The 25,503-nt window shown below is 67.7% G+C and carries 29 protein-coding genes and 1 other RNA gene; 12 read left to right on the top strand and 18 right to left on the bottom strand.

The features are described from left to right. The 3 genes from RMP08_RS11305 to dusB all read right to left on the bottom strand — a co-directional run. A partial coding sequence (locus RMP08_RS11305; RefSeq protein ID WP_310469103.1) for a sigma-54 dependent transcriptional regulator occupies positions 1–966 on the bottom strand: 966 nt, incomplete at its 3' end. A gap of 19 nt (positions 967–985) precedes the next feature. Next, complete coding sequence (locus RMP08_RS11300; RefSeq protein ID WP_310469102.1) at positions 986–3,250, bottom strand: ATP-binding protein; 2,265 nt, start codon at positions 3,248–3,250, stop codon at positions 986–988. Between the two features lie 83 nt (positions 3,251–3,333). Beyond that, positions 3,334–4,332 carry a tRNA dihydrouridine synthase DusB gene (gene dusB, locus RMP08_RS11295; protein WP_310469101.1) on the bottom strand — a complete coding sequence of 333 codons (999 nt, stop codon included), beginning with the start codon at positions 4,330–4,332 and terminating at the stop codon, positions 3,334–3,336. Between the two features lie 147 nt (positions 4,333–4,479). Here dusB and RMP08_RS11290 point away from each other — a divergent pair, with 147 nt between their 5' ends. Together RMP08_RS11290 and RMP08_RS11285 are read left to right on the top strand one after the other, a co-directional pair. After that, positions 4,480–5,616, top strand: coding sequence for a bifunctional 2-C-methyl-D-erythritol 4-phosphate cytidylyltransferase/2-C-methyl-D-erythritol 2,4-cyclodiphosphate synthase (locus RMP08_RS11290; protein ID WP_310469100.1), 1,137 nt, complete (start codon positions 4,480–4,482; stop codon positions 5,614–5,616). Further along, positions 5,613–6,116, top strand: coding sequence for a CinA family protein (locus RMP08_RS11285; RefSeq protein ID WP_310469099.1), 504 nt, complete (start codon positions 5,613–5,615; stop codon positions 6,114–6,116). Before RMP08_RS11290 ends, RMP08_RS11285 begins: the two co-directional genes overlap by 4 nt. On the opposite strand, the gene RMP08_RS11280 is transcribed toward RMP08_RS11285, so the two are convergent. Beyond that, positions 6,077–6,538 (bottom strand): type II toxin-antitoxin system RatA family toxin, encoded by a 462-nt coding sequence (locus RMP08_RS11280; RefSeq protein WP_310469098.1) that lies wholly within the window; start codon positions 6,536–6,538, stop codon positions 6,077–6,079. The two genes, RMP08_RS11285 and RMP08_RS11280, sit on opposite strands and share 40 nt — an antisense overlap. Before the next feature lie 96 nt (positions 6,539–6,634). Beyond that, positions 6,635–7,588, bottom strand: coding sequence for a lipoyl synthase (lipA, locus tag RMP08_RS11275; RefSeq protein ID WP_310469097.1), 954 nt, complete (start codon positions 7,586–7,588; stop codon positions 6,635–6,637). Between the two features lie 86 nt (positions 7,589–7,674). Between lipA and RMP08_RS11270 the strand changes: the two genes are divergently transcribed. Next, entirely contained in the window at positions 7,675–8,310 is a 636-nt protein-coding gene (locus RMP08_RS11270; protein WP_310469096.1) for a carbonic anhydrase, read from the top strand. Positions 8,311–8,334: 24 nt separating this feature from the next. Here the strand turns inward: RMP08_RS11270 and RMP08_RS11265 are convergent, their stop codons facing one another. After that, entirely contained in the window at positions 8,335–8,667 is a 333-nt protein-coding gene (locus RMP08_RS11265) for a YMGG-like glycine zipper-containing protein (RefSeq protein WP_310469095.1), read from the bottom strand. Positions 8,668–8,772: 105 nt separating this feature from the next. Between RMP08_RS11265 and RMP08_RS11260 the strand changes: the two genes are divergently transcribed. The 4 genes from RMP08_RS11260 (at position 8,773) to RMP08_RS11245 (ending at position 11,237) form a co-directional block, all read left to right on the top strand. Beyond that, positions 8,773–9,501 carry an NYN domain-containing protein gene (locus RMP08_RS11260; RefSeq protein WP_310469094.1) on the top strand — a complete coding sequence of 243 codons (729 nt, stop codon included), beginning with the start codon at positions 8,773–8,775 and terminating at the stop codon, positions 9,499–9,501. Between the two features lie 80 nt (positions 9,502–9,581). Continuing rightward, complete coding sequence (locus RMP08_RS11255; RefSeq protein ID WP_310469093.1) at positions 9,582–10,109, top strand: pyridoxamine 5'-phosphate oxidase family protein; 528 nt, start codon at positions 9,582–9,584, stop codon at positions 10,107–10,109. Then, the gene (locus tag RMP08_RS11250; protein WP_310469092.1) at positions 10,106–10,570 is read left to right on the top strand and encodes a DoxX family protein; all 465 of its coding nucleotides are present in this window, start codon (positions 10,106–10,108) and stop codon (positions 10,568–10,570) included. The genes RMP08_RS11255 and RMP08_RS11250 overlap by 4 nt, the downstream gene beginning before the upstream one ends. Before the next feature lie 31 nt (positions 10,571–10,601). Continuing rightward, a complete protein-coding gene (locus RMP08_RS11245; RefSeq protein ID WP_310469091.1) occupies positions 10,602–11,237 on the top strand; it encodes a PAS domain-containing protein in 636 nt (211 codons plus the stop codon). A gap of 9 nt (positions 11,238–11,246) precedes the next feature. Here the strand turns inward: RMP08_RS11245 and RMP08_RS11240 are convergent, their stop codons facing one another. Beyond that, on the bottom strand, positions 11,247–11,540 hold the full coding sequence (locus RMP08_RS11240; protein WP_310469090.1) for a DUF1905 domain-containing protein: 294 nt from the start codon (positions 11,538–11,540) through the stop codon (positions 11,247–11,249). A 69-nt stretch (positions 11,541–11,609) separates the two neighbouring features. Beyond that, positions 11,610–11,765 carry a hypothetical protein gene (locus RMP08_RS11235; protein ID WP_310469089.1) on the bottom strand — a complete coding sequence of 52 codons (156 nt, stop codon included), beginning with the start codon at positions 11,763–11,765 and terminating at the stop codon, positions 11,610–11,612. A 239-nt stretch (positions 11,766–12,004) separates the two neighbouring features. Between RMP08_RS11235 and RMP08_RS11230 the strand changes: the two genes are divergently transcribed. Next, positions 12,005–12,532, top strand: a complete 528-nt coding sequence (locus RMP08_RS11230; protein WP_310469088.1) for a hypothetical protein — start codon at positions 12,005–12,007, stop codon at positions 12,530–12,532. Between the two features lie 26 nt (positions 12,533–12,558). Here the strand turns inward: RMP08_RS11230 and ettA are convergent, their stop codons facing one another. From ettA to RMP08_RS11190, 8 genes are all read right to left on the bottom strand, one after another. Continuing rightward, positions 12,559–14,238 carry an energy-dependent translational throttle protein EttA gene (gene ettA, locus RMP08_RS11225; RefSeq protein WP_310469087.1) on the bottom strand — a complete coding sequence of 560 codons (1,680 nt, stop codon included), beginning with the start codon at positions 14,236–14,238 and terminating at the stop codon, positions 12,559–12,561. Positions 14,239–14,440: 202 nt separating this feature from the next. Continuing rightward, complete coding sequence (locus RMP08_RS11220) at positions 14,441–16,030, bottom strand: long-chain fatty acid--CoA ligase (RefSeq protein ID WP_310469104.1); 1,590 nt, start codon at positions 16,028–16,030, stop codon at positions 14,441–14,443. 123 nt (positions 16,031–16,153) lie between these two features. Next, positions 16,154–16,477 (bottom strand): YbaB/EbfC family nucleoid-associated protein, encoded by a 324-nt coding sequence (locus RMP08_RS11215; protein ID WP_310469086.1) that lies wholly within the window; start codon positions 16,475–16,477, stop codon positions 16,154–16,156. 1 nt (position 16,478) lies between these two features. Then, the gene (locus tag RMP08_RS11210) at positions 16,479–18,116 is read right to left on the bottom strand and encodes a DNA polymerase III subunit gamma/tau (protein ID WP_310469085.1); all 1,638 of its coding nucleotides are present in this window, start codon (positions 18,114–18,116) and stop codon (positions 16,479–16,481) included. A 43-nt stretch (positions 18,117–18,159) separates the two neighbouring features. Further along, positions 18,160–18,257, bottom strand: an RNA gene (ffs, locus tag RMP08_RS11205) — signal recognition particle sRNA small type. 94 nt (positions 18,258–18,351) lie between these two features. Further along, entirely contained in the window at positions 18,352–18,687 is a 336-nt protein-coding gene (locus tag RMP08_RS11200; protein WP_310469084.1) for a 2Fe-2S iron-sulfur cluster-binding protein, read from the bottom strand. Next, the gene (locus RMP08_RS11195) at positions 18,684–19,880 is read right to left on the bottom strand and encodes a cysteine desulfurase family protein (RefSeq protein ID WP_310469083.1); all 1,197 of its coding nucleotides are present in this window, start codon (positions 19,878–19,880) and stop codon (positions 18,684–18,686) included. Before RMP08_RS11195 ends, RMP08_RS11200 begins: the two co-directional genes overlap by 4 nt. Then, on the bottom strand, positions 19,877–20,953 hold the full coding sequence (locus RMP08_RS11190) for an aminotransferase class V-fold PLP-dependent enzyme (protein ID WP_310469082.1): 1,077 nt from the start codon (positions 20,951–20,953) through the stop codon (positions 19,877–19,879). Before RMP08_RS11190 ends, RMP08_RS11195 begins: the two co-directional genes overlap by 4 nt. Positions 20,954–21,065: 112 nt before the next feature. Between RMP08_RS11190 and RMP08_RS11185 the strand changes: the two genes are divergently transcribed. Continuing rightward, positions 21,066–21,719: an alpha/beta hydrolase gene (locus tag RMP08_RS11185; protein WP_310469081.1), complete on the top strand. Its 654-nt coding sequence runs from the start codon at positions 21,066–21,068 to the stop codon at positions 21,717–21,719. 46 nt (positions 21,720–21,765) lie between these two features. On the opposite strand, the gene RMP08_RS11180 is transcribed toward RMP08_RS11185, so the two are convergent. Next, positions 21,766–21,933 (bottom strand): hypothetical protein, encoded by a 168-nt coding sequence (locus RMP08_RS11180; RefSeq protein WP_310469080.1) that lies wholly within the window; start codon positions 21,931–21,933, stop codon positions 21,766–21,768. 45 nt (positions 21,934–21,978) lie between these two features. On the opposite strand from RMP08_RS11180, the gene RMP08_RS11175 reads away from it, so the two are divergent. Then, positions 21,979–22,239, top strand: a complete 261-nt coding sequence (locus RMP08_RS11175) for a hypothetical protein (protein WP_310469079.1) — start codon at positions 21,979–21,981, stop codon at positions 22,237–22,239. Here RMP08_RS11175 and RMP08_RS11170 read toward each other — a convergent pair. Continuing rightward, on the bottom strand, positions 22,236–23,180 hold the full coding sequence (locus RMP08_RS11170) for a threonine/serine dehydratase (RefSeq protein ID WP_310469078.1): 945 nt from the start codon (positions 23,178–23,180) through the stop codon (positions 22,236–22,238). The genes RMP08_RS11175 and RMP08_RS11170 overlap by 4 nt on opposite strands. Positions 23,181–23,382: 202 nt before the next feature. On the opposite strand from RMP08_RS11170, the gene RMP08_RS11165 reads away from it, so the two are divergent. Together RMP08_RS11165 and RMP08_RS11160 are read left to right on the top strand one after the other, a co-directional pair. Next, entirely contained in the window at positions 23,383–24,615 is a 1,233-nt protein-coding gene (locus RMP08_RS11165) for a type III PLP-dependent enzyme (protein ID WP_310469077.1), read from the top strand. A gap of 121 nt (positions 24,616–24,736) precedes the next feature. Further along, positions 24,737–25,503: deoxyhypusine synthase family protein (locus tag RMP08_RS11160; protein WP_310469076.1), on the top strand; the 767-nt coding region annotated here is incomplete at its 3' end.

The following is a 25,503-nucleotide window of genomic DNA, read 5'->3' as shown; positions in this document are numbered from 1 at the left end:
GAAGTGGTTGGCGAGCTCGGGGATGTCCTCGCGGCGGTCGCGCAGCGGCGGCAGGCGCACCGGCACCACGTTGAGGCGGTAATAGAGGTCCTCGCGGAAGCGCCCGGCGGCGATCTCCTCCGACAGGTTGCGCGAGGTCGCCGACAGCACACGGACGTCGACCTTGATCGGGCGCTGGCCGCCGACACGGTGGTAGCTCTGGTCGGTCAGCACACGCAGGATCTTGCCCTGGGTGGTCATCGGCATGTCGGCGATCTCGTCGAGGAACTGGGTCCCGCCGGGGGCCTGCACGAGCAGGCCCGGCCGCGCTACCCCGTCGGCCTCGCTGCCGAACAATTCCTCCTCGACCCGCTCGGGCTCCATCATCGCCGACGAGACGACCACGAACGGCGCCTTGGCGCGCGGGCTCCACAAATGGATCATGCGCGCGGCGATTTCCTTGCCGACCCCGGCGGGGCCGGTGATCAGCACCCGGCTGCCGGTCGGCGCGACGCGCTTCAAGGTCGCACGGACGGTGTTGATGGCGACCGAATTGCCGTTCAACTGCTCGTCCTGGCCGACCTGGTGGCGGAGCTCGGCGTTCTCGCGCTTGAGCCGCTCGGTATCGGTCGCGCGCGACACCAGATGGATCAGGCGCTCGGCCTCGAACGGCTTCTCGATGAAATCGACCGCGCCCTCGCGGATCGCGGCGACCGCGGTGTCGAGGTTGCCGTGGCCCGAGATCATCAGCACCGGCAGGCTCGGGTCGCGCGCCTTGATCTCCTGCAGCAATTGCAGCCCGTCGAGACGCGAGCCCTGGAGCCACACGTCGAGCAGGACGAGGCTCGGGCGGCGTTCCTCGATCGCGTCGAGCGCCGCGGTGCTGTCGCCCGCGGTGCGCACCGCATAGCCCTCATCCTCGAGCACGCCGCTGACCAGCTCGCGAATGTCGGCTTCGTCGTCGACTACCAGGACTTCCAGCGCCATCAGTGCCGCTCCCTCAGGTTCATGCCTCGGTGCCCTCGTCGTCGGGCGCTTCGCCCGTGTCGCCGCCGTCGGCCGGCGCGATGTCCATCTCGGCCAGGCGGTCGGCGTCGAACGCGATGCGGACGTGGGTGCCGCCGCCGGGGCGGTCGAGGAAGGCGATCTCGCCCAAATGCTCCTCGACGATCTTCTTGACGATGGCGAGCCCGAGCCCGGTGCCGCGCACGCGGGTCGTCATGTACGGCTCGGTCAGCCGCTCGCGCTCCTCGGGCAGGCCGATGCCGGTGTCGAGCACGTCGATCACCAATTGCCCGCCGTCGCGGCGCAGCTTGAGTTCGACGCGGTCGCCGCTGAGGCTGTGCTCGCCGCGGCTGGCCCGGGTTTCAATCGCTTCGACCGCGTTCTTGACGATGTTGCTGAGCGCCTGGCCGAGTTGGCGGCGGTCGCACACCATTTCGAAATCGCCGCTAGGCGGGGCGATGGCGAAGGTCAGCGCGGGGTGCGCGACCTCGTGCAGGAACAACGCCTGGCGGGCGATCTCGTGGACATTCTCGGGGCGGAACACCGGTTTTGGCATGCGCGCGAAGTTGGAGAATTCGTCGACCATCCGGCGCAGGTCGCCGACCTGGCGGACGATGGTGCCGGTGAGCCGCTCGAAGGTCTCGGGGTCGGAGCCGATCTCGCTCCCGAAGCGGCGCTGGAGGCGTTCGGCGGCGAGCTGGATCGGGGTCAAGGGGTTGCGGATCTCGTGCGCGATACGGCGCGCGATGTCGGACCAGGCAGCGCGGCGCTGGTCGGACAATTGCTCGGTGATGTCGTCGAAGGTGAGCACCGCGCCTTCCTGGTAGCGGACGCGCTTGACCGCGAGCATGCGCTGGCCCGAGCCGGCGCGGACCAACACGTTGGCCTCGCGCTGGTCGCCGTGGAGGAAGTCGTCGAGGTCGGGCGACAGTTCGGCCAGCGGCGTTCCCTCGATGCTCCCCTCGCCCTGCTGGAGCAGTGCCTCGGCCGAGCGGTTGATGAGCAGGATGCGATTTTGCGCGTCGAGCGCGACGACCCCGGCGGTGACGCTCGACAGTACCGCCTCGATGAACGCACGACGGGTGTCGAGCTGGGTGTTGGCCGATTTGAGCGCGCCGGTCTGCTCTTCGAGCCGCCCGGTCATGCGGTTGAACGCCGAGGCGAGGGTCTGGATTTCGTCCTCATTGTTGGAGACCGGCACGCGCGCCGAGAAATCGCCTTCCTCGATGCGCCCCGCGGCGGCGACCAATTGCCCGACCGGTCGAACCAGGCGGTCGGCGAGTGCGAGCGCGGCGAAGATGGCAAGGCCGACGATGATCAAGGCGCCGAGCAGCAACGCGGCGTTGAAGCGGATCTGGTTGACGCGCGAGCGGGTCAGCAGCGCCTGGTAATCGCTCATCACCGCATTGGCGCGGTCGATTTGCTGGCGGAATTGGGGGTCGAACACGCGGGCGGCGTAGAGGTAGGTGCCGGGGCCGTAGTCGAGCCGGGTCAAGGCGCCGATGCGGTCCGACGAATTGACCGGGACGCTGGTCGCGCGCGCCACCGCGGCGATCTTGTCGGGGGTGATGATCTTGTCGAGCGGGCGGTCGTACGGATTGACCAACGCGATCGAGCGGACGACGCGGTCGGGGCCGACGTTGACGATCACCGCCTCGGACAGGTTGCGGTTGAGCACCTGGCGCCCGAACCCCTCGAGGAAGCGCGGATCATCGATCGACACGATCTTCAGATAGCCGGCGACGTCGCCGCTCATGGTGACCGTCTCGTTGGCGACGCGCTCGACTTCGGCGTCGTAGGTCGCGCGGGCGACCTGGACGGTGTTCTCGAGCATCCCGCGGGCGCGGTCGGAGAACCAGAATTCGAGGCCGCTCTGGAACAAAAGCGAGGCGAAGATCGCCACCAGCACGGTCGGAACCGCGGCGATCACCGAGAACAAAGCGACCAAGCGGGTGTGGAGGCGGCCCGAGCCGAGACCCCCCTGCTCCGCCCGCGCCATCGCCACGCGGCGCGAGTAAAGCACCATGAGGACAATCGCCGGGATGAGGTTGGCGACCAGCAGCAAGGCGATCAGCGGCGGCGACAGCAAGGTGCCGGGGGCGGCGCCGCGGCTCAGCGCCAGCGCGCTCAATGTCGCAGTGACGAGCAGCGCGGCGCCCGCGCCGATCGCCGCATAACGGTAAAAGCGCCCGCTCTCCCGCTCGCGCGCCAACCATTTGCTGTGAAGCTTGGAGCGCAGCTTCGATTCGGCGGCGGGCGCGTTCATTGCCCCGCCCCTAGCACGGTGGCGTTGCCTAAAAAACACACCTGTGCGCTTCGCGCGCAGAGAATTTTACGGTCGGGAAAAGCTCAGGCGGCGTCGCGCGCGAGCCACGGCGCGTAGAACTCGCGCAGCATGGCGATGACCACCGCCGGGTCGTCCTGCTGGTTGACGCTGTTCCTGAGCTCGGCTGAGCCGGGCAGGCCCTTGGTGTACCAGCCGATGTGCTTGCGCGCGAGATTGACCCCGGTGTGGGTGCCGTACAGGCTGAGCATCTCGTCATACTGGCCGAGCATGGTCGCGAGCTGCTCGTCGAGGGTGGGGTCTGGTTTTGTGCCGCCCTCGCCGAGTGCGGCCATGACCTGGCCGAGCAGCCACGGGCGGCCGTAGGCGCCGCGGCCGATCATCACGCCGTCGGCGCCCGACTGGGCAAGGGCGCTGTTGGCATCGTCGATCGAGCAGATGTCGCCGTTGACGATCACCGGCAGGGTTGTGGCGTCCTTGACCCGGCGCACGAACGCCCAGTCGGCGTCGCCCTTGTACAGCTGGCAGCGGGTGCGGCCGTGGACGGTGATCATCTTGACCCCAAGGTCCTCGGCGATGCGCGCGAGTTCGGGCGCGTTGAGGCTGGCATGGTCCCACCCCATGCGCATCTTGAGCGTCACCGGCAGCGCCACCGCCTTGACCGTCGCGGCGAGGATCGCGGCGGCCAGCGGCAAGTCGCGCATCAAGGCCGAACCGGCGTCGCCGTTGACGACCTTCTTGACCGGGCAGCCCATGTTGATGTCGATGATCGCGGCGCCGCGCTGCTCATTGAGCTTGGCCGCCTCGGCGATCACCGCCGGCTCGCACCCGGCGAGCTGCAACGACACCGGCTCCTCCGACGGGTCCCACAGTGCTTTCTGGAGCGACTGGCGGGTTTCGCGCACCATCGCCTGGCTGGCGATCATCTCGCTCACCGTGAGGCCGGTGCCGAAGCGCTTGACGGTACGGCGGAACGGCATGTCGGTGACGCCGGTCATCGGCGCCAGGATGACCGGCGAGGCGATGCGGACGGGTCCGACGTCGATGGGCTTCAGCATGGTCATGGGAAGGCGCGCCTTTACAGAAATATAGGCACCCAAACAACCGTTCGTCCTGAGCCGGTCGAAGGACTGCTTTCTCTTTTCCCGAGTGCAGGCGTAAGGACAGCCCTTCGACTAGCTCAGGGCGAACGGATTACAGTGGACGACAAAGTGACCGCCCTCATCGTCGCCGCCGGCAGCGGCTCGCGCCTTGGCGGCGAGATGCCCAAGCAGTTTCGCGCGCTTGGGAGCAAGCCGGTGCTGGCGCATGCGGTCGACGCGCTGCTCGGGCATCCGCGGATAGACGCGGTGCGGGTGGTGGTCGGCGACGGGCAGGACGAGCTGGCTACCAGCGCGCTCGGGGGGCGCGATGTCGGCGCGCTGATCCGCGGCGGGCGGGAGCGCCACGACAGCGTCCGCAATGGCCTGGAGGCGATCGGCGGCGGCGTGGTGCTGGTCCACGACGCGGCGCGGCCGTTCTGCCCGCCGGCGGTGGTCGACCGGCTGCTCGGCGCGCTCGACGGGCATGACGGCGCGGTGCCGGTGCTGTCGGTCTCCGACACTTTGGCCAAGGGCGACAGCGTGCTGCGCGACCCGGTCGACCGCGCGCGGATGCTCCGCGTGCAGACCCCGCAGGCGTTCCATGCCGAGGATCTTCTTTATGCCTTCGACGAAGCCAAGGGCGCCGCGCCGACCGACGAATCGTCGCTGATGCTGGCGGCCGGCTTGAAGGTCGCGACGGTCGAAGGCGATGCCATGCTCGACAAATTGACCGGGCCCGCCGACTGGGCGCGGGCCGAGGCGCTGCTCGCCGCCCGCCTGGTCGGCCGCACCGGCATGGGCTTCGACGTCCACGGCTTTGCCGGCGACGGGCCAGTGATGCTCGGCGGGATCGCGGTGCCGCATGAGCGCGGGCTGGCCGGGCACAGCGACGCCGACGTCGCGCTGCACGCGATCACCGACGCCTTGCTCGGCGCCGCAGGCCTCGGTGATATCGGCGCGCATTTCCCGCCGTCCGACCCGCAGTGGAAGGGCGCCGCGTCCGAGGTCTTCCTTGCCCATGCCGCGCAACTGATCCGCGACGGCGGCGGGCTAATCGACCATGTCGACTGCACGATCATCTGCGAGGCGCCCAAGGTCGGCCCCCACCGCGAGGCGATGCGAGCGCGGGTCGCGGGCATCCTCGGCGTCGGCGTCGCGCAGGTCAGCATCAAGGCCACCACCACCGAGGGGCTCGGCTTTACCGGCCGCCGCGAAGGAATCGCGGCGCAGGCGGTGGCCAGCATCCGCATGGAGCTCAATCAATGACCGACACGCTGCTGCCGCAAATCCTCGTCGATAAGGCGCGCGAGGTGGTCGAGGCCAACCGCAAGGCCGGGCGCCATGTCGCGGTCGCCGAAAGCTGCACCGGCGGCCTGGTGTGCGCCGCGCTGACTGAAATCCCCGGCTCGTCGGACATCTTCGAGGCCGGCTACGTGACTTATTCCAACGCCGCCAAGATCGACGACCTCCACGTCAGCCAGGACGTGGTCGAAACGTTCGGCGCGGTCAGCATCGCCACCGCGTGGGCGATGGCGCAGGGCGCGCTGACGTCATCCAAGGCCGATGTCGCGGTGGCGATCACCGGGATCGCCGGGCCCGGCGGCGGCACCGAATCCAAGCCGGTCGGGACGGTGGTGTTCGCGCGCGCCGAGCGCGACGCCGACCCCGACACCATCGTCGCCGACCAAAAGCATTTCGCCGACGAGGGCCGCGGCGGGGTGCGGCTTCAGGCGGCGCTTTGCGCGCTCGAGCTGCTGATGCCGTAAAGCTCGGCGGCGCGCGCCTCGAACGCGCCGGTCATGCGCCTGAGCGCGCGGTCGAACATCTGCCCGGCGAGCGTCTCGAACAATCGCGAGCGGAACGCGAAATCGACCGCGAAATGGACCTTGGTGCCGCCGCCCGGCGCGGGCTCGAAGCGCCACTCGTTCTTGAGATATTTGAGCGGGCCCTCGATGTAGTCGACGCAAATCCGCTCGGGGCGCTGCTTGGTGACGCGGCTGGTGAAGCGCTCCTTGAACGCGTTGAAGCCGACCACCAGGTCGGCGACCGTCTCGGCTTCGCTCGACGAGCGCACCCGCACCGCGACCACCCACGGCAGGAATTCGTCGTAGCGCCCGACATCGGCGACCATGTCGAACAGTTGTTCCGGCGAATATGGAAGGTGCCGGGTTTCGCTGTGGCGGGGCATTATTCCTCCCCGAGAGTTCTCGGGGAGGGGGACCATCCAACTAAGATTGGATGGTGGAGGGGTCCTCGGGAGCGGCCAAAGAACCCCTCCACCATGCTACGCATGGTCCCCCTCCCCGGCCAAAGCCGGGGAGGATTTACCCAGCTGCGCCGCGCGCGCCGCCTGCATCTTCCGGAAATCGTCGCCGGCATGGTAGCTCGAGCGAGTCAGCGGAGAGGCGGCGACGAGCAGGAAACCTTTCGCGCGCGCAATCGCGGCATAGGCATCGAACGCCTGCGGGGTGACGAACTCCTCGACCGTCGCGTGGCGCGGGGTTGGCTGGAGATATTGCCCCATGGTGAGGAAATCGATCCCCGCCGAGCGCATGTCGTCCATCACCTGGTGGACCTCGAGCCGCTGCTCGCCAAGCCCGACCATCACGCCGGATTTGGTAAAGATATGCGGGGCCTGGCGCTTGACGCTCTCGAGCAATCTCAACGAGGCATAGTAGCGCGCGCCGGGGCGGATGGTGGGGTACAGCCGCGGCACCGTCTCGAGGTTGTGATTGTAGACGTCGGGCCCGGCCTCGATGATCGCGGTGACCGCCGCTTCGCTCTTGTTGCGAAAGTCGGGGGTGAGGATTTCGATCGTGGTGTTGGGGGTGGTGCGCCTGAGCGCCTCGATGACCTTTACGAACTGGCTCGCGCCGCCGTCGGGCAAGTCGTCGCGATCGACCGAGGTGACGACGATATGCTCGAGGCCGAGCTCGGCGGCGGCGGTCGCGACATGCTCGGGTTCGAGCAGGTCGACCGCGCGCGGCATGCCGGTCTTGACGTTGCAGAAGGCGCAGGCGCGCGTGCAGGTGTCGCCGAGGATCATCACCGTCGCGTGCTTCTTGGTCCAGCACTCGCCGATGTTGGGGCAGGCCGCCTCCTCGCACACCGTGTTGAGGCCGAGCGAGCGCATCAAGGCGCGGGTCTCGGCGAAGCCGGCGCTGGTCGGCGCCTTGACCCGGATCCAGTCGGGCTTGCGCTGGCGCGGCGGGTGCGGGACGGCGGTGGGCGCGTTCATGCCCGCCAGATAGCGATTGGCGGCCCCGCTTGCCACCCCCTCCTCCCGCTTGCCACCCCTCCCCGCGCTGGCTAGCGACGGGCGCGATGACCCGCTTCACCGACCTCGTCGACGGCTACCGCCGCTTCCGCACCGATGGCTGGCAGCGCGAGCGCGCCCGCTGGGCCGAGCTGGCCGAGGGCCAAAGCCCCAAGGTGATGGTGATCGCCTGCTCCGACAGCCGGGTCGAGCCGGCGCAGATTTTCGACGTTCGGCCGGGCGAGATTTTCGTCGTGCGCAATGTTGCCAACCTCGCCCCGCCGTTCGAGACCGCGCCGGGCCTTCACGGGGTGTCGGCGGCGCTCGAGTTCGCGGTGACGCAGTTGGAGGTGGAGGAGATCGTCGTGCTCGGCCACGGCTTTTGCGGCGGCTGCGCGGCGGCGCTGACCGGCCAATTCGACCAGGCCGCGCATGGCGCCGGGCATTTCATCGCCGGCTGGGTCGATCAATTGCGCACGGCGCGGGACAAGGTGCGCGAGGCGCATCCCGAGCTCGACCGTGAGGCGTATCTGGCGATGGAATTGGAGGGCGTGCGGGTGTCGCTGGCCAATTTGCGGACATTCCCGTGGATCGCGCAGCGTGAGGGCGACGGGCGCCTGGCCTTGCACGGCGCCCACTTCTCGATCGAGGAAGGGCGCCTGTATTTGCTCGACGAGGCGGAAGATAGCTTCCGCCCCGCCTAGCAATTTTGCTGTCAGTTCAAAGAACTAGCAGCGGGTATTATAATCATAGATCGGCCGGCCGTACTGGTCGACGTAATAGCAATAGCCGCGGGTATCGCGGTAATATTGGCGGCCCTTGATGACGTTGCCGAGGACGGCACCGGCGATGCCGCCGGCGATCGCGCCCTGGACCGGGCTGACCCCGCCGACCACTGCGCCGAGCGCAGCGCCGGCAGCCGCGCCGACCGCGGCGCCGCCGACGGTGCGGTTGACCTGGCGGTTGTTGTTGTAGCCGTCGTTATAGCCGTACGGGTTGGTGGCGCAGCCGGTGACGGCGATGCTGCCAGCCAGCGCGGCGGCGATTGCGAAACGTTTCATGTGATTACTCCTGCGACTTCGTTCCCTGTTCGGGTTTCAGTGCTTGAGGGGGCGTTTCGTTCCCGCATCGATCGGTTAAGACGGCGATATGAAACGATTCGCGCCATGAACGACCGCCCGCCGACTGCCGAAGCCAATATTGCCCTGCTGATCGACGCCGACAACGCCTCGCCCGAGCATCTCGACGAGGTGCTGCTGGTGCTCGGCGAATTGGGCACGATCAATATCCGCCGCGCCTACGGCAATTGGGCCAAGGCCAGCCTCAAGGGGTGGGGAAACCTGACCGGGATGCACTCGATCCTGCCGGTCCAGCAGTTCGACGTGGTCAAGGGCAAGAGCGCGACCGACATGCGAATGGTGATCGAGGCTATGGATTTGCTGTTTGGCGGGCGCGTCGACGGGTTCGGGATCATGTCGAGCGACAGCGACTTCCTGCCGCTCGCGATGCGCATCAAGCAGGACGGGCTGCCGGTCTACGGCTTCGGCACCGCCAAGACCCCGATCAGCTTCCAGCAGGCCTGCTCGCGCTTCTACGATGTCGCCGCGCTCGACCTCGACGGCTCGGAGGCGCTCGAGCAGCCCGAGGCCGGCGCCGGCCGGCGCCCGGTCGATGCCGAGCTGCTGCAGGTGCTCGGCTCGGCGTACAAGGCGTCCAAGCGCGACGAGGACGGCTATGCCGCGCTGTCCGAGCTCGGCCAGCGCGCCAACGCGGTGTCGAGCTTCGCCGCGCGCAATTACGGTTTCACCCGGCTGTCCGACCTGATCAAGGCGGTGCCGAATTTCGAGGTCCAGGAGGGACCGGACGGGCGGCTCAGGGTCAAGCGGCTGCGCTGACGCGGCGGGAACCGGCATCGCGCATGTCCGTTCCAAGGCCAGCCGCGGAGGCCGCCGCATTGCCTTCAGGAGAGCGACAGATGACCAGCGACCGCGAAACCCAGCAGCGCCTCGAGAAGAAATTGTGGGAGGAGCTCGAAGACAGCCGCTTCGTGATGCTCGGCCTGCACGGTGTCGACGACGATTTCACCCGCCCGATGACCGCCCAGGTCGACCGCCCCAAGGATGCCGACGACGACCAGCCCGGCAAGATCTACTTTTTCGCCGCGCATTCCGAGGATCTGGTCAAGGGCCTGGCCAAATCGAACAAGGCGATCGCGACGTTCGCCGCCAAGGACCATAAACTGTTCGCCTCGATCCACGGCAAGCTCGTGCTCGACCAGGACCGCGCGGTAATCGAGCGGCTGTGGAACCCGATCATCGCCAGCTGGTACAAGGACGGCAAGGACGATCCGGACCTGGCGCTGATCCGCTTCGACGCCGACAAGGCCGACGTGTGGGAGGCGGCGACCGGCGCCACCTTGAAGGCCGCCGCGCTCAAGATGCTGTTCAACATCGACCCCGGCAAGGAGCACCAGGACGAGCATCGCGCGGAAGTCGCGCTGTGACCGGCGGCGGCGGCACTTTCGGCGGGCGCTTTGCCCCGCAAGCGCTGAGCCTGCTGCGGATTGTCGCCGCGCTGATTTTCCTGCTCCACGGCAGCGCCAAGCTGTTGGGCTTCCCGGCGACCGAGATGCCGATGCCCCCGGTGGGCTCGTTCATCTGGGTCGGCGGGTTGCTCGAATTGGTCGGCGGGCTGCTGCTGCTCGCCGGACTGCTGTCGCGCCCGGTAGCGTTCATATTGTCGGGCGAGATGGCGGTCGCCTACTGGATGTTCCACGCCCCGCAATCGACCTTCCCGCTGGCCAATGGCGGCGACGCGGCGATCCTCTATTGCTTCGTGTTCCTGCTGATCGCCGCAGCCGGTCCGGGGCCGTGGAGCGTCGACGCCGCGCTCGGTCGCAACCGCGCGGTGGGCCGCCGCGACGACCCGCCGCGCGACGATTTGATGAGCGACGAGACCGGCTGACTGTGGTCTAGCCGACACAGTCGGGAACGATGTGGTTGACCGCAGGAACCTGCGCGCCGGCCACGGGTTCAACTGCTCGATGCGGGATTCCGACCAGAATGACCCGATGCTCGCCCCCGACGAGGCCGATCATTATGTCAGCGTAGCGCTCGAAGCCGCCGAGCGCGGCGATTGCCATGCGGTGCTCGATGCGCTGCCGATCCCGGTGTACATGACCGACGTGACAGGCGCGGTGACCTATTGGAACCAGGCCTGCGTCAAATTCGCCGGGCGCGAGCCGCAGCTCGGCCACGACCGCTGGTGCGTGACCTGGCGGCTGTACACGATGAGCGGCGAGTTCCTCCCCCACGAGGCGTGCCCGATGGCCGAGGCGATCCGCCGCCGCGCGCCGATCCGCAACGAGATCGCGATCGCCGAGCGCCCCGACGGCGGCCGCGTCGCCTTCCGCCCCCACCCCACCCCGTTGTTCGACGTGGCCGGCCGGTTCACCGGCGCGGTCAACATGCTGATCGACGTCACCGCTGAGCAATGCGGCGCGCTCGCCGACCAGGCCAGCCGCTGCCGCCGCCTGGCGCAGGCCACCAACGACCGCGAGGCGTCGGAGATCTTGAGCGCGATGGCCAAGGGCTACGAGCAGAGCGCCGAGACGCTCAAAGCGCTGCGCTAGCGCTGCGCGCTACACCAGGTCCAGTGTCACCGTGACCTCGTCGCCGGCGGCGATCCCCGCGCGGCGGCGGACGTCGGCCTTGATCGGCAGGATGTAGCCGCCCGATTGCTGCGGGAACACCGAGGTTGTCCACCGGACCGCGTTGATCGTCGCGGCGACCCGCACCGAGCCGAACCCGCGGCGCGGGCCGGCGGCGGTCGCCTCGAGCTTGATCTCGAGCGCCTGCGCGGGCGGGATGGTGAGGAAGTGCCAACTCCCCTGCCCTCCGCTCCACAGCCAGACCGGTGCGGTCACGGTGATCATTGAATTGAACTACCGAGAATTTGTCCTCCTGCGACGGGAGGCGCCAGCATTGTCAACGCTTTCAGGATGTCAGCGATCTTCACCGTTGCGCCGCCGTGTCTGGTCGATTGCGTCGCGGAGGTCGCGCAGGCGGGCGATCAGGTTGCGGATCAACAGCCAGATCAGGAACACGGTCGGGGGAAGCAAAACGGCCGCGGCGACCAGCGCAGCCATACGATCGCCCATCGGTGAAACTCCCCCTCCAAACGCCGGCATAGTCGCGACGATTGGCCGTCGGGTAAAGGGACTTACTGCGTCAGCTTCCTGTGGCTTGTGCGCCGCCGGTGTTGGCTGTGGCAGCGGCCTGACCCCTGCGGACGGAACGTGGTTTCGCGCTTTATCCCGACCTTGCGCGATGACCGTTTGCCATTCTTTAAGGCGGAACTGGCAGACGACAGCCAATCCGATCAAGGAGAGGCAAAGCCATGTTTGGCCGGAAGGTCGTTCAATCCGCCGCCCCGCGCTTCGCCGCCGATCCTCGTCCCTCGCATTCGGGACCGGACGGCGAGTTGAACCGGAATATCGATTCTGCGCTGGCTAGTTTGTCGGATGCGCTCGGCCTCGATCTCGACTTCGGCACGGCTTACATCTTTGCCCCGAGCCACTGGCAAATCCCCCGCGTGGGAGACATGCTGAGGAGCGCGGGTATTGAGGCGAACATGCGGGGCAATGTCCTCCAGTTGCTCAAGAGCCCGGCTTCGGTCGCTAAACTGAGCGCGATGGCGCCCGATGCCCCGCTCCGCGCAACGCTCGAGAAAAGCGGCTTCGGCATGGTGCTCTACAATCCCGATTGCGAAAATGGCTTTTCGGACAATCTCGCCTCGATGCAGGCCGAGGCGCTCAAGGGTTTCGCCACCGACTATGCCGGCAACGCGCAGGCTCAGACCTACGCCCTATTCGACCTCCATCGGTGGAGCGGGGACGTGATGAAGGGACGAGTGAAGGTCGGCTGACCGCGGCGTGGACCGAGCGGCGTCAACTATCGCGTCAGCTTTTTGTACGTCATGCGGTGCGGCCGGTCCGCCTCAGGCCCCATGCGGCGGCGCTTGTCTTCCTCATACGCTTCGAAATTGCCTTCGAACCATTCGACGTGGCTGTCGCCTTCGAAGGCGAGGATGTGGGTGGCGAGGCGGTCGAGGAAGAAGCGGTCGTGGCTGATGATCACCGCGCAGCCGGCGAAATTCTCCAGCGCTTCCTCGAGCGCGCGCAAGGTCTCGACGTCGAGGTCGTTGGTGGGCTCGTCGAGCAGCAACACGTTGCCGCCTTCCTTGAGCATTTTCGCCAAGTGGACGCGATTGCGCTCGCCACCCGATAGCTGGCCGACCTTCTTCTGCTGGTCGGTGCCCTTGAAGTTGAACGCGCCGACATAAGCGCGGGTCTGCATTTCCTGCTTGCCGACGGTCATCAGCTCGTGCCCGCCGGAGATCTCCTCCCACACATTATGCTTGGGGTTGAGCGCGTCGCGGCTCTGGTCGACGAAGCCCAAGCGCACGGTGTCGCCGACCGCGACGCTGCCGCCGTCGGGCTGCTCGCTGCCGATGATCAGCTTGAACAAAGTGGTCTTGCCCGCGCCGTTGGGGCCGATCACCCCGACGATCCCGCCCGGCGGCAAGTTGAACGAGAGGTCCTCGAACAGCAATTTGTCGCCATAGGCCTTGGTCAGCCCCTTGGCCTCGATCACGTTGCCGCCGAGCCGCGTCGGGGTTTGGATGACGATTTGCGCCTTGCCCAAAGTGTGCTTCTCGGCCGCCTCGACCAATTGGTCGAACGCCTTGATGCGCGCCTTGGACTTGGTTTGGCGCGCCTTGGGCGACTGGCGGATCCACTCGAGCTCTTGCGAAATCGCCTTCTGGCGGCCCTCGTCCTCGCGGCCTTCCTGCTCGAGGCGCTTGGCCTTCTTGTCGAGGTAGGTCGAGTAATTGCCTTCGTAGACGAAGTATTTGCCGCGATCCAATTCGAGGATCCAGTTGACGACATTGTCGAGGAAATATCGGTCGTGGGTGACGAGGATGACGTTGCCGGGATAGTCGACAAGATGCTTTTCGAGCCACTGGACGCTTTCGGCGTCGAGGTGGTTGGTCGGCTCGTCGAGCAGCAGGATGCCGGGTTTTTGCAAGAGCAATTTGGTCAGCGCGACGCGGCGCTTTTCGCCGCCCGAGAGATTGTCGATGGCTGCGTCGCCGGGCGGGCAGCGCAGCGCGTCCATCGCGATCTCCAGCTGGTTGTCGAGGGTCCAGCCGTCGACCGCGTCGATCTTTTCCTGGAGCTCGCCCATCTCGGCCATCAGCGCGTCGAAATCGGCGTCCTCGGGGGGATCGCCCATCAGCGCCGAGATCGCGTTGAAGCGGTCCATCATGTCGGCGACGGGCTTCACGCCCTCGCGGACATTCTCCATCACGGTCTTGGTCGGGTCGAGCTGGGGTTCCTGCTCGAGATAGCCGACGGTGATGCCGTCGCCGGCCCACGCCTCGCCGCTGAACTCGGTGTCGCGACCGGCCATGATCTTCATCAGGGTCGACTTGCCCGAGCCGTTGGGGCCGACGATGCCGATCTTGGCGTCGGGGTAGAATTGCAGCGAGAGGTTGTTGAGGACGGGCTTGGGGGCGCCGGGGAAGGTCTTGGTCAGGCCCTTCATCACAAAGCTGTATTGAGCGGCCATCGGGTCGCGGATCCTTTTGGGTAAGTGCGTGCGGGAGTTGGCGGCGCGTTTAGGGGAAGCGGCGGGGCTTTTCCAGCCGCTTGCGGCAGGTGAGCAGGAAGTGAGTGCTTTCACACGAAGACACGAAGGCGCGAAAGGGGCTTCGCCCCAAATTTGTTGCCTGGTGCTGGTTCGTGCCTTCGTGCCCTTTGTTTGAAACCCTTCAGTCCCGCCCGACCATGGCTTCGGCGTTGGCGAAGCGGTAGTCGCGGTAGGTTTCGCGCAAGGTTTTCTTCGACAGCTTGCCGGTGGCGGTGTGGGGGAGATCGGCGACGAACTCGATCGCGTCGGGCTGCCACCAGCGCGGGATGTGGCGGGCGAGATGGTCGCGGATGGCGTCCTCGCCGACCTCGCTGTCGGCGGCGCGGACGACCAGCAGCAGCGGCCGCTCGTCCCACTTGGGGTGGGCAATGCCGATCGCCGCGGCCTCGGCGACCCCGGCACAACCGACCGCGACATTCTCGAGTTCGATCGAGCTGATCCACTCCCCGCCCGACTTGATTACGTCTTTCGAGCGGTCGGTGATCTGCATTGTCCCGTCGGGGTGGAGGATGGCGACGTCGCCGGTGTCGAACCATCCTTCGGCGTCGAGCGCATCGGCGGGTTCCTTGAAGTAGCGCTTGACCACCCACGGCCCGCGGGCCTGAAGGCGGCCCGACGCGACCCCGTCGCGCGGCAATTCTTTTCCATCATCGTCGACGATGCGCAGCTCGACCCCGAACACGCCGCGGCCCTGGCGCGCGATGTAGTCGACCTGCTCGGCCGCGCTCTTGTCGTCCCAGTCGGCCGAGGGCGCGCCGCAGGTGCCGATCGGCGAGGTTTCGGTCATGCCCCACGCGTGGCCGACCATCACCCCGCGGCGCTGGAACCAGTCGATCATCGAGCGCGGCGCGGCTGAGCCGCCGATGGTGACATGCTGCAAGCTGCCGAGCTCGGCGCCCGTGCGCTCGACATGCTCGATCATGCCGAGCCAGACGGTCGGGACGCCGGCCGAATGGGTGACGCCTTCGTCGCGGTAAAGATCGCATAATTGCGCCGGGCGGTAGTCGGCCGAGAGCACCAATTTGCACCCCGACAGCGGCGCCGCCCACGGCACCCCCCACGCGTTGGCATGGAACATCGGGACGATCGGCAGCACCACCGAGCGCGTCGACAGGCCGAACAAATCGGGGGCGACCTCGGCCATCGCGTGGAGCGTGGTCGAGCGGTGGGTGTACAGCACGCCCTTGGGATTACCGGTGGTGCCCGAGGTGTAGCACAGGCCGCACGGCTCGGTTTCGTCGCCCTCGACCCAGGCGAAATCGCCGTCCTCGCCGGCGATCCAGGAGTCGAGCTCGTCTTCCATGCAGATGAAATGCTCGATGGTGGAAAGCTGCGGCTGGAGGCGCTCGACCAGCGGCTTGAAGGCGCGGTCGTAAAGGAGAACGCGGTCCTCGGCGTGGTTGGCGATATAGGCGAGCTGGTCGTCGAACAGCCGCGGGTTGAGGGTGTGCACGACCCCGCCCATGCCGACCGCGCCGTACCAGGCGACCAGGTGGCGGGCGTGGTTCATCGCCAGCGTGGCGACGCGGTCGCCGCGGTTGATCCCGATGCGGACGAGCTTTTGCGCGAGCTTGCGCGATTGCGCGATGACGCTGCGCCAGTCGGTGCGGGTGATGCTGCCGTCGGCCCAGGCGGAGACGATTTCGCGGGTCGGGAACTGGCGCTCGGCATGGTCGAGGATGCGCATCACGCGCAGCGGCCAGTTCTGCATCGCGCCCAGCGCCAAGCGACCCTCCTTCATCCCCAGGCGCGGAGTGTGCCACGAATGAACGGGGATACAAGTCCCCCTTCGTCAGCTGCGCTGCCACCTCCCCCGCTGAATCGAGGGAGGATTTTAAAACGGCAGCTTGAAGCCGGGCGGCAACGGGATGCCGCTGGTCATCTTTTCCATTGCCGGCGCGGCGGCGGCGTCGGCCTTGGTGCGGGCGTCGTTGATCGCCGCGGTGATCAAATCCTCGACCATGGTCTTTTCCGAAGGGCTCAGCAGGCTATCGTCGATGGTGACCCCGATGACGCGGCCCTTGGCGGTGGCGCGGACCTTGACCAGCCCGCCGCCGGCCGCGCCCTCGACCTCGATCTTGTCGAGGCTGTCCTGCGCTTTCTGCATCTCGGCCTGGACGTTCTGGGCCATCTGCATGATTTCTTCGAGGCTGGGCATGTCAGGCGCCTTTCGTGGAAAATGTCTCGAGGCTGGCATCGGGGAACGCGTCGAGCAGCGAGCGGACGTTGGGATCGGAAAGCACTTCGGCGCGCACTTGTTCCTCGGCCATCGCCTCTTGCTGGAGCAGCGAGGGCTCGCCGGGCTCGTCCGACAGGCTGACCTGCCAGCTGGTCGCGGTCATGCCCTTGAGCGCCGCGGCGAGGTCGCGCGGCCAGTCGGGGCCGAGCGGGCGCAGCGGGCGCAGCGCAAGCTCGGGCGGGGCAAAGCGCACCACGCCGACCTGGTCGTGGAGCTGCTGCGCGAGCAGATGTTTGCCATTGGCGCCAATCTGCTTGACCAATTCCGCAAAACTGGCGGGGAGCTGGGCGGTTGGGGCTGAGGGTTTGGCGGGCGCGGGGGCGCCTTTCGCGGAGGACGCCGCCTCCCCGCCTCCGGCGATCCGCGCGAGCAGGCTCGCCGGGTCGGGCAAATCGGCGGCGTGGATCAACCGCAGCAGGCCCATCGTCGCGGCTTCCTGCGGGTCGGGGGCGATCGCGACATCGGTCAGCGCTTTGAGCAGCAGCTGCCACAGGCGGTGGATGTGCGACCACGACAATTGCTCGGCGAGCGCCTGCGCCCCGGCGCGCTGCTCGGCCGAAATCAGCGCATCGCCGCTGGCGCCGGCCTTGACCCGGGTGGCGCCGTGCAATTCCTCCATCAGCCCGCGCAGCAAGGCCGAAGGGTCGATGCCCAGTGCATGCGCTTCATCCATCTCGGCCAGCGCGGAGGTGGCGTCGCCGGCCAGCACAAGCTCGAGCAGGCGGCGGATGCGGCCGCGGTCGGCGAGGCCGAGCATGTCGCGGACCTGGTCGGCGGTGACACTGCCAGCACCATGTGCGATCGCCTGGTCGAGGATCGAGAGACCGTCGCGGGCAGAGCCCTCGGCCGCCTTGGCGATCATGCCAAGTGCCTCGGATTCCACGGAAACCCCCTCGGCCTCGGACACCGCGGCGAAGTGCGCGGCGAGCGTGGCGGCGGGGATGCGGCGGAGGTCGAAACGCTGGCAGCGCGACAGCACGGTGACCGGCACCTTGGCCACTTCGGTGGTCGCGAAGAGGAACTTCACATGCTCAGGCGGTTCCTCAAGTGTCTTCAATAACGCATTGAATGCGTTCTTCGACAGCATGTGGACTTCGTCGATGATGTAGATCTTGTAGCGCGCCGAAACCGAAGCGTAGCGCACCGCGTCGATGATCTCGCGCACGTCGTCGACCCCGGTGTGCGACGCGGCGTCCATCTCGATCACGTCGATATGGCGGCCCTCGGCGATCGCGACGCAATGCTCGCACACTCCGCACGGGTCGATGGTCGGGCCGCCGGTGCCGTCGGGGCCGACGCAGTTGAGCGCCTTGGCGACCAACCTGGCCGTGGACGTCTTGCCGACCCCGCGCACCCCGGTGAGGAGGAAGGCATGGGCAATGCGGCCGCGGGCGATGGCGTGGCCGAGCGTGGTGACCATCGCGTCCTGGCCGATCAGCTCGGAGAAGCTTTGCGGGCGGTATTTGCGGGCGAGCACGCGGTAAGCGGGGTCGGCCTTGGGCGGTGGCGCGGCCTCGGGCAGGTCGAGGCCGAGGCCGGGTGATTCGTCGTCGCTCATCGGGGCTGGTTTAGGGGGTGCAGCGCGGCATTGCGAGCGCGAGAAAGGTGGGAGCCGGAACGACCCGGGGCGAAATCGTTGTGGCTGCTTCCTTCCGGATCTGACCAGGTTGGCGACAGCACCGTCCGCCCGACTCCCGAGCGGGCATATGGTGGAGGAGCGTCGCGCTGGCAAGATTGTATCCCTGCGAAGGGAGGGATCCAGACTGGGTCCCAGCCTTCGCAGGGGCACACCCTCAGCTACGCGACCAGTTGCGAGCGGCGGTGGGGATTCGGACGCTGAGGGTTTCGAGGGTCTCGCTCATCAGAATCTGGCACGCCAGGCGCGAGGTGCGGGTGACCGCGGCGGCGATGTCGAGCAGGTCTTCTTCCTCCTCGCCGGCGGGCGGCAGGCGGTCGAAATCCGCCGCGTCGACGATGACGTGGCAGGTCGAGCACGCCATCACTCCCTCGCACGCGCCCTCGAGCGGCTGGCCATTGGCCCAGGCGACGTCGAGCAGGCGCTGCCCGGGTTCGGCGACGACCTCGCGGTCGAGGGTGCCGTCGGCCTTGTGGAAGCGCACCAGCGTCATGCGGCGAGGCCGCGCTGGGCGTCGGCGGCCTCGGTGATCCGGCGGCACGCCGATTCGAGTTCGCGGGTGGTGGTGTAGCGGCCGAACCCGAGGCGGATCGAGGCGCGCGTTTGCTGCGGGGTCAGGCCGAGCGCGCGCAGCACGTGGCTGGGGCGGCCCGAGCCGCTGGCGCACGCCGAGCCCAGCGAGAAAGCGATCTCGCGCAGGTCCGAGATCAGCCGCGCCGCGTCGAGCCCGGGGCGGCGGATGTTGAGATTGCCGCGACAGCGCCGCACTTCGCTGCCGTTGATGGTCCAGCTCGGGCCGAGCGCGGCGAGCGCGGTGCGCCACAGGCAGTCGAGGAAATCCTGGTCCTGCTCGCGGCGCTCCTGGGCGAGTTTCGTCGCGGCACCGAAGCCGACGCACAGCGCCGGCGACAGCGTCCCCGATCGCAGCCCCCGCTCCTGCCCGCCGCCGTGGATCAGCGTGGCAGGTTCGGCCCCCTCCCGCATCCACAGCGCGCCGATGCCCTTGGGGCCGTGGAGCTTGTGCGCGGAGACCGCGATCAGGTCGGGACCGGCGGGGATCGGCACCCGGCCGAGGCCTTGCACCGCGTCGCACAGCATCAGCGCGCCGACCTTGCGGGCGGCGTCGGCGATGGCGGCGATCGGCTGGATCACGCCGATTTCATTGTTGACCAGCATTGCCGCGACCAGCGCGACGCGCTCATCGAGCGCGGCGGCGAGCGCCTCGGGGTCGATCAGGCCGTCGTCGCCGACGCCGAGGCGGGTGACCTCGACCCCGCGCCCCTCAAGCCAGTCGCAACTGTCGAGCACCGCGGCATGCTCGGTGGCGATGGTGACGATGCGGGTGCGGCCGCGCGGGGCCTGCTCGAGCGTGCCCTTGAGCGCCCAGTTGAGCGCCTCGGTCGCGCTGCCGGTGAAGGCGAGGCTGCCATTGATCCGTTCATCCCGAGCGTCGTCGAGGGACCTCTCGGCGGGGCTCGAGGTGTCTCGACTTCGCTCGACACGAACGGAGTTGGGGTAGATCGCGTCTTGGACCTGCTCTCGCGCCACCTCAATTGCCGCCGCGGCCTCGCGGCCCCAGCGTGACGGCGCATGCGGGTTGGCGAATTTTTCCTGCGCCCACGGCTCCATCGCCTCGGCGACTTCGGGCGCGAGCGGGGTGGTGGCCTGGTAATCGAGGTAGATCATGCCACGCGGGTCCGGGCGCGGTCGGCGATGCGGCGCCACTCGGCGATGAAGCGGTCGAGGTCGGCCTCGCTGGTGTCGGGGCCGAAGCTGACTCGGATGGTGCACCCGGCAACCTCCTCGAGCACCCCCATCGCGGTGAGGACGCGGCTGGTCTTCATGCTGCCCGACGAGCAGGCGCTGCCCGCCGACACCGCGATCCCGGCGAGGTCGAGCGCGACCAATTGGCTGGCGCTGGTCACGCCGGGCAATGCAAAGGCGCCGATGGTGGCGATGCGCTCGGCGCCGGGGGCGATCACCGTTCCGCCGTCGGCGACGATGGCCTGCTCGAGCCGCTCGCGCAGCCTGGCCAGCCGCGGCATCTCGTCGGCGAACGCGCGCGTTTCGAGCGCAGCGGCCATTGCAGCGGCGGCGGGGAGGTTTTCGGTGCCGCGGCGATAGCCCTTTTCCTGCCCGCCGCTCGGGGCCAGCGTGGCGATATCGCGCACCAGTAGCGCGCCGATCCCCGGCGGGCCGCCGAACTTGTGGCCCGAGATGGCGATGAAGTCGGCGTCGGGCAGCGCGATCTTGCCTGCCCCCTGCGCGCAATCGGCGAGCAGCAGCGATCCCGCCGCGCGCACCCGCGCCGCGATGGCGCCGAGCGGCTGGATCACCCCCGTCTCGTTGTTGACGTGCTGGATGGCGACTAGCGTCGGCCCCTCGGCCAACTCGCAATCGAGCACCACAGGGTCGATCACGCCATCGGACCCCACCAACAGCTGGACCGCGGTCGGGCCCATCGCCGCGACCACCGCGTCATGCTCGGTCGGGCCGCGCGCTCGGCTGGCGACGGTGGCGCGGGCGGCGGCGATGGCGATCGCCTCGCTCGCCCCCGAGGTGAAAATGACGTCATGACGCCAGTCGAGCGCCTGCTTGACGCGGTCGCGCACCCGCTCGAGTTCGGCGCGCGCAGCGCGGCCGTCGGCGTGGGGCGAGCTGGGGTTGGCCCAGCGCTCGAGCGCCTCAGCCATCGCCGCCCGCGCCGCGGGCAGCACCGGGGTGGTGGCGGCGTGGTCGAGATAGAGCCGGTCGGTCATTTTTGCGCGAATTTCTGCCGATTGCCTGTTTAACCGCCGACCCTATATAGGAGCCGCCGCCGCGGCGCACCCGCCCCGTCCGGCCCCCAGTTTACGCGAGCACCAAAGCCTTATGCCCGAAGTGATTTTTCCCGGCCCCGAAGGCCGCCTCGAAGGCCGTTTCCATCCCGGGCCGCGGCCGCGCGCGCCGGTCGCGATGATCCTCCACTCGCACCCCCAGGCGGGGGGCACGATGAACAACAAGATCGTGCAATTGCTCTACCAGACCTTCGTCCGCCGCGGGTTCGCGACGATGCGCTTCAACTTCCGCGGGGTGGGCAAGAGCCAGTCGACGTTCGACAACGGGATCGGCGAACTGTCCGACGCCGCCTCGGCGCTCGACTGGGTCCAGCAGATCCACCCCGAGGCCGAGACCACGTGGATCGCCGGGGTCAGCTTCGGCGCGTGGATCGGGATGCAGTTGCTGATGCGGCGGCCCGAGATCAAGGGCTTCATCTCGATCGCCCCGCCCGCCAACATGTACGATTTTTCGTTCCTCGCGCCGTGCCCGTCGTCGGGGATCATCATCCAAGGCGAGGCGGACGAGGTGGTGACCCCGCCGGCGATCCAGAAGCTCGTCGACAAGCTCCGCACCCAGCGCCACATCACCATCCACCACGACACCATCCCCGGCGCCAACCACTTCTTCGCCAACGAGCTCGATTTGCTGATGAAGAGCGTCGACGATTATCTCGACATGCGGCTGGCGAAGGATTTGAAGAAGTAGCGCGCGCAGCCATGCCGGGGGCATGGCGAGCACGGTGCTCAGCGCACTACAGCGTCCACACCATGACGTTGGCGATCAGCACCAGCGCGGCGGCGACCATCAGCATGCCGCGGGTGCGGTCGGCCTTGCCGCGGATCAGGCGGAAGCCGGCGAAGCCGAGCAGGAACGCGGCGATCATCGCCAGCGCCATCGCGCCCGACACCAGCGTGGTCACAACAACAGCCTCCCTTCACCAACACTTAACCCTGTTCGCGCCACAATGGCGCGTATGGGAGTCGAAGAGCAACAGGCGCGCCTCGAGGAGGCGTTCGAGCGCATCGAGGGGACGATTTTGCCGTGCATCGCGATGATGCTCGGCACCTTGCTCGACGCCTCGGCCGGCCTCGCCGAGAGCGACCCCAAGGCGCTCGCCGCCGAATTGCAAATCCTCGCCGCGCAGCTCGAGGAGTTGACGCTCGCGGTCGAGCGGTCGAGCCCGGTTCATGTCGAGCCCGGCGAGTACCGCACCGCGGTCGCTTAAGCGGCCTTTCCAATAATCCGCGCGTGGAGCGCGGGGTCGATATTACCGCCCGACAGAATCGCCACCGTGCCCGGCTCGGGCGCGAGCTTGCCCGATAGCAGCGCGGCCAGCGCAACCGCGCCGCCCGGCTCGACGGTCAGGTCGTGATTGGCCCAGGCGAAACGCACCGCGTCCTCGACCTCGGCGTCGGTGACCGCGAGCGCAGTGGCGTTGCGGGCGTGGAGGATCGAAAAGGTGATCGGGGAGACGCGCGGGGTCTGGAGGGCGTCGCATAGCGTCGGCGGGGCGTCTGCGGCGACCGGGACGATTTCTCCGCCTGTGAGCGAACGGGCCATGTCGTCCCATCCTTCTGGCTCGACGCAGGTTATTGCCGCATCGGGGCAGGCCAAAGCGATCCCCGCGGCGAGCCCGCCGCCTCCGGTGGAGATGGCGATGCGGCGCGGCGGTTCACCCAGTTGTTCGAGGATTTCTAGGCCGACGCTGCCTTGGCCGGCGACGATCGCGGGGTCGTCGAAGCTTGGCACGACGGTGCCGCCGCGTTCGTCGGCGAGCTTGGCGGCGATCGCTTCGCGGCTCTCGCGGCGGCGGTCGTAGAAGATGATTTCGGCGCCATGAGCGCGGGTCCCGGCGACTTTGATTGCGGGGGCGTCGGCGGGCATCACGATCACCGCCGGAATGCCGAGGCGGTGCGCGGCGATAGCGACGCCCTGGGCATGGTTGCCCGAGGAGAAGGCGATCACGCCGCGCGTGCGCTCCTCGGGCGACAGCAATAGCAGGCGGTTGGTGGCGCCGCGCAGCTTGAACGCGCCGCCGGTCTGGACGCACTCGCATTTCAGCCACAGCTGTTGCCCGCGCACTTCGGAGGCCAGCAAGGGCGTTCGCTCGACCGCCCCCGCGATCCGCCCGGCGGCGGCGATTACATCATCCCGGCTGACCGTCACCACCTTGCACAACTCCCTGAAAGCACTGGAAAATACGCCGAACCGTTGCGCAGCGGAGGTAGCTGGCGCGCGCTCCGGCGGCGGGGGTCCAAAAAACCTTTACTTAACCCCCCCTCGTCCATATATCGCGCTTCCGCTGCCCCATGGGACTTCCAACCGCAAGGCAGCTTCTTTTCGCACCGACAGTTGGAGGTCCCTTGAGTTGCACATCAATCCTCGCGCGCTGGGGCTAGCGACCGCCCCGACCGGCACCCGCAATGGTGCCGATATCGCCCAAGCGTCCCCGGTCCAGCCGGTGACCTTGCTGCGTCCGCACGCCGCCCGGCGCGCGGCGCGCTTCTTCGTGGAGAAATTCCCCGGGCGCTCGCTGTACGCGGTCAAGGCCAACCCCTCGCCCGACCTGCTGCGCATCCTGTGGGAGAGCGGCGTCACGCATTACGACGTGGCGTCGATCGGCGAAGTGCGGCTGGTGGCGGAGACGCTGCCCGAGGCCACCTTGTGCTTCATGCACCCGGTCAAGGCCGAGGAAGCGATCGCCGAGGCGTACTTCGCGCACAATGTGCGCACGTTCAGCCTCGACACGCTGGAAGAGCTCGAAAAGATCATGCGCGCGACCGCGACCGACGGGGTTGCGGCGAGCGACCTCAACCTGCTGGTGCGCCTGCGGGTCAGCTCGGACCATGCCAAGTTGAGCCTGGCGTCGAAGTTCGGCGCCGAGGCGGGCGAATTGAAGCCGTTGCTGTTCGCCGCGCGCCAGGCCGCCGATGCGCTCGGCATCTGTTTCCACGTCGGCAGCCAGGCGATGACCCCGGCGGCTTACTCGGAAGCGATGGGGCGCGTGCGCGACGCCATCGTCGAGGCCGCGGTGACGGTCGACATCGTCGATGTCGGCGGTGGTTTCCCGTCGTGGTACCCGGGAATGGAGCCGCCCCCGCTGGAGAATTACTTCAGCGTCATCCACGCCGCGTTCGAGGCGCTGCCGATCAGCTACTCGGCCGAATTGTGGTGCGAGCCGGGGCGCGCGCTGTGCGCCGAATATGCGTCGCTGGTGGTGCGCGTTGAAAAGCGCCGCGGCGACGAATTGTACATCAACGACGGCGCGTACGGTGCGCTGTTCGATGCCGCTCATATCGGCTGGCGCTACCCGGTGCGCTTGCTGCGTGACACCGACAGCGACGTGCGGCCGATGGCGTTCAGCTTCTACGGGCCGACCTGCGACGACCTCGACCATATGGCGGGGCCGTTCGAGCTCCCCGGCGATGTCGGCGCCGGCGACTATCTCGAGATCGGCATGCTGGGCGCCTACGGCTGCGCGATGCGCACCGGGTTCAACGGGTTTGGCGTCGAGAGCGCCGAAATCGTCGGCGACGAGCCGATGGCGAGCCTGTATGGAGCCGCCGAGGCGCCGAGGCGTTCCAACGTCGTCACGCTATAGCAACTCCCCTCCCGCTCGCGGGAGGGGTTAGGGGGAGGGCCTGTTCCTCCCCAACGTAAAACTAGACAGTCCCTCCCCTAGCCCCTCCCGCACGGCGGGAGGGGGATTTTGGAGCATTTGAATGACCACCGAGACGCTCAACAAGACCCAGGCCGAGGGCGCCATCAACGACACGCGCAAAGCCGAATTGCTGGCGCACGAGGTCGAGCATATCGACATCACCAGCTTCGACGCGCGGCCGCTGGTCGAGGCGATGGGCAAGATGAGCTTCACCAGCCGCGATTTGGCGCGCGCCACGGGCCTCTACAACCAGATGCTCGAGGACCCCGGCTGCGCGGTGATCCTGGTGATCGCCGGATCGACCTCGGCCGGCGGGTGCATGGATTTGTACGCCGAGCTGGTGCGCTCCAACATGGTCGACGCGATCGTCGCCACGGGTGCCACCATCGTCGACATGGATTTCTTCGAAGCGCTTGGCCACAAGCACTATCAAGCGCTTGAAATCCCCGACGATGACACTTTGCGCTCGCTGTACATCGACCGCATCTACGACACTTACATCGACGAGGAGAAATTGCAGGATTGCGATTTCACCATCGGCAAGATCGCCGACAGCCTCGAGCCGCGGCCGTACAGTAGCCGCGCCTTCATCCGCGAGATGGGCAAGTGGCTGGTCGAGCACGGCAAGAAGGACAATTCGCTGGTCAAGCTCGCCTACGAGCATGACGTGCCGATCTTCTGCCCGGCGTTCACCGACTCGTCGGCGGGGTTCGGGCTGGTCAAGCACCAGGTCGATGCGATGAAGCGCGGCGGGCATTACATGACGATGGATTCGATCGCCGACTTCCGCGAGCTGACCGACATCAAGATCAAGGCCGGGACTACCGG

Origin of the sequence: Sphingomonas sp., from assembly GCF_031426035.1 — a bacterium.
In the GTDB taxonomy this organism is placed as follows: Bacteria; Pseudomonadota; Alphaproteobacteria; order Sphingomonadales; family Sphingomonadaceae; genus Sphingomicrobium.
The sequence above is the reverse complement of the archived record's forward strand: the minus strand, read 5'-3'. Positions and strand labels throughout refer to the sequence as shown.

What these genes read in the sequence shown, in the direction of transcription:
- RMP08_RS11265 (WP_310469095.1), bottom strand. Translation starts at nt 8,667, where the DNA reads ATGAAACGTTTCGCAATCGCCGCCGCGCTGGCTGGCAGCATCGCCGTC.
- RMP08_RS11215 (WP_310469086.1), bottom strand. Translation starts at nt 16,477, where the DNA reads ATGCCCAGCCTCGAAGAAATCATGCAGATGGCCCAGAACGTCCAGGCC.
- RMP08_RS11235 (WP_310469089.1), bottom strand. Translation starts at nt 11,765, where the DNA reads ATGGGCGATCGTATGGCTGCGCTGGTCGCCGCGGCCGTTTTGCTTCCC.
- RMP08_RS11270 (WP_310469096.1), top strand. Translation starts at nt 7,675, where the DNA reads ATGACCCGCTTCACCGACCTCGTCGACGGCTACCGCCGCTTCCGCACC.
- RMP08_RS11300 (WP_310469102.1), bottom strand. Translation starts at nt 3,250, where the DNA reads ATGAACGCGCCCGCCGCCGAATCGAAGCTGCGCTCCAAGCTTCACAGC.
- RMP08_RS11280 (WP_310469098.1), bottom strand. Translation starts at nt 6,538, where the DNA reads ATGCCCCGCCACAGCGAAACCCGGCACCTTCCATATTCGCCGGAACAA.
- ettA (WP_310469087.1), bottom strand. Translation starts at nt 14,238, where the DNA reads ATGGCCGCTCAATACAGCTTTGTGATGAAGGGCCTGACCAAGACCTTC.
- RMP08_RS11230 (WP_310469088.1), top strand. Translation starts at nt 12,005, where the DNA reads ATGTTTGGCCGGAAGGTCGTTCAATCCGCCGCCCCGCGCTTCGCCGCC.
- RMP08_RS11285 (WP_310469099.1), top strand. Translation starts at nt 5,613, where the DNA reads ATGACCGACACGCTGCTGCCGCAAATCCTCGTCGATAAGGCGCGCGAG.
- lipA (WP_310469097.1), bottom strand. Translation starts at nt 7,588, where the DNA reads ATGAACGCGCCCACCGCCGTCCCGCACCCGCCGCGCCAGCGCAAGCCC.
- RMP08_RS11210 (WP_310469085.1), bottom strand. Translation starts at nt 18,116, where the DNA reads ATGAGCGACGACGAATCACCCGGCCTCGGCCTCGACCTGCCCGAGGCC.
- RMP08_RS11240 (WP_310469090.1), bottom strand. Translation starts at nt 11,540, where the DNA reads ATGATCACCGTGACCGCACCGGTCTGGCTGTGGAGCGGAGGGCAGGGG.
- RMP08_RS11260 (WP_310469094.1), top strand. Translation starts at nt 8,773, where the DNA reads ATGAACGACCGCCCGCCGACTGCCGAAGCCAATATTGCCCTGCTGATC.
- dusB (WP_310469101.1), bottom strand. Translation starts at nt 4,332, where the DNA reads ATGACCATGCTGAAGCCCATCGACGTCGGACCCGTCCGCATCGCCTCG.
- RMP08_RS11255 (WP_310469093.1), top strand. Translation starts at nt 9,582, where the DNA reads ATGACCAGCGACCGCGAAACCCAGCAGCGCCTCGAGAAGAAATTGTGG.
- RMP08_RS11220 (WP_310469104.1), bottom strand. Translation starts at nt 16,030, where the DNA reads ATGCAGAACTGGCCGCTGCGCGTGATGCGCATCCTCGACCATGCCGAG.
- RMP08_RS11175 (WP_310469079.1), top strand. Translation starts at nt 21,979, where the DNA reads ATGGCGCGTATGGGAGTCGAAGAGCAACAGGCGCGCCTCGAGGAGGCG.
- RMP08_RS11195 (WP_310469083.1), bottom strand. Translation starts at nt 19,880, where the DNA reads ATGATCTACCTCGATTACCAGGCCACCACCCCGCTCGCGCCCGAAGTC.
- RMP08_RS11185 (WP_310469081.1), top strand. Translation starts at nt 21,066, where the DNA reads ATGCCCGAAGTGATTTTTCCCGGCCCCGAAGGCCGCCTCGAAGGCCGT.
- RMP08_RS11200 (WP_310469084.1), bottom strand. Translation starts at nt 18,687, where the DNA reads ATGACGCTGGTGCGCTTCCACAAGGCCGACGGCACCCTCGACCGCGAG.
- RMP08_RS11190 (WP_310469082.1), bottom strand. Translation starts at nt 20,953, where the DNA reads ATGACCGACCGGCTCTATCTCGACCACGCCGCCACCACCCCGGTGCTG.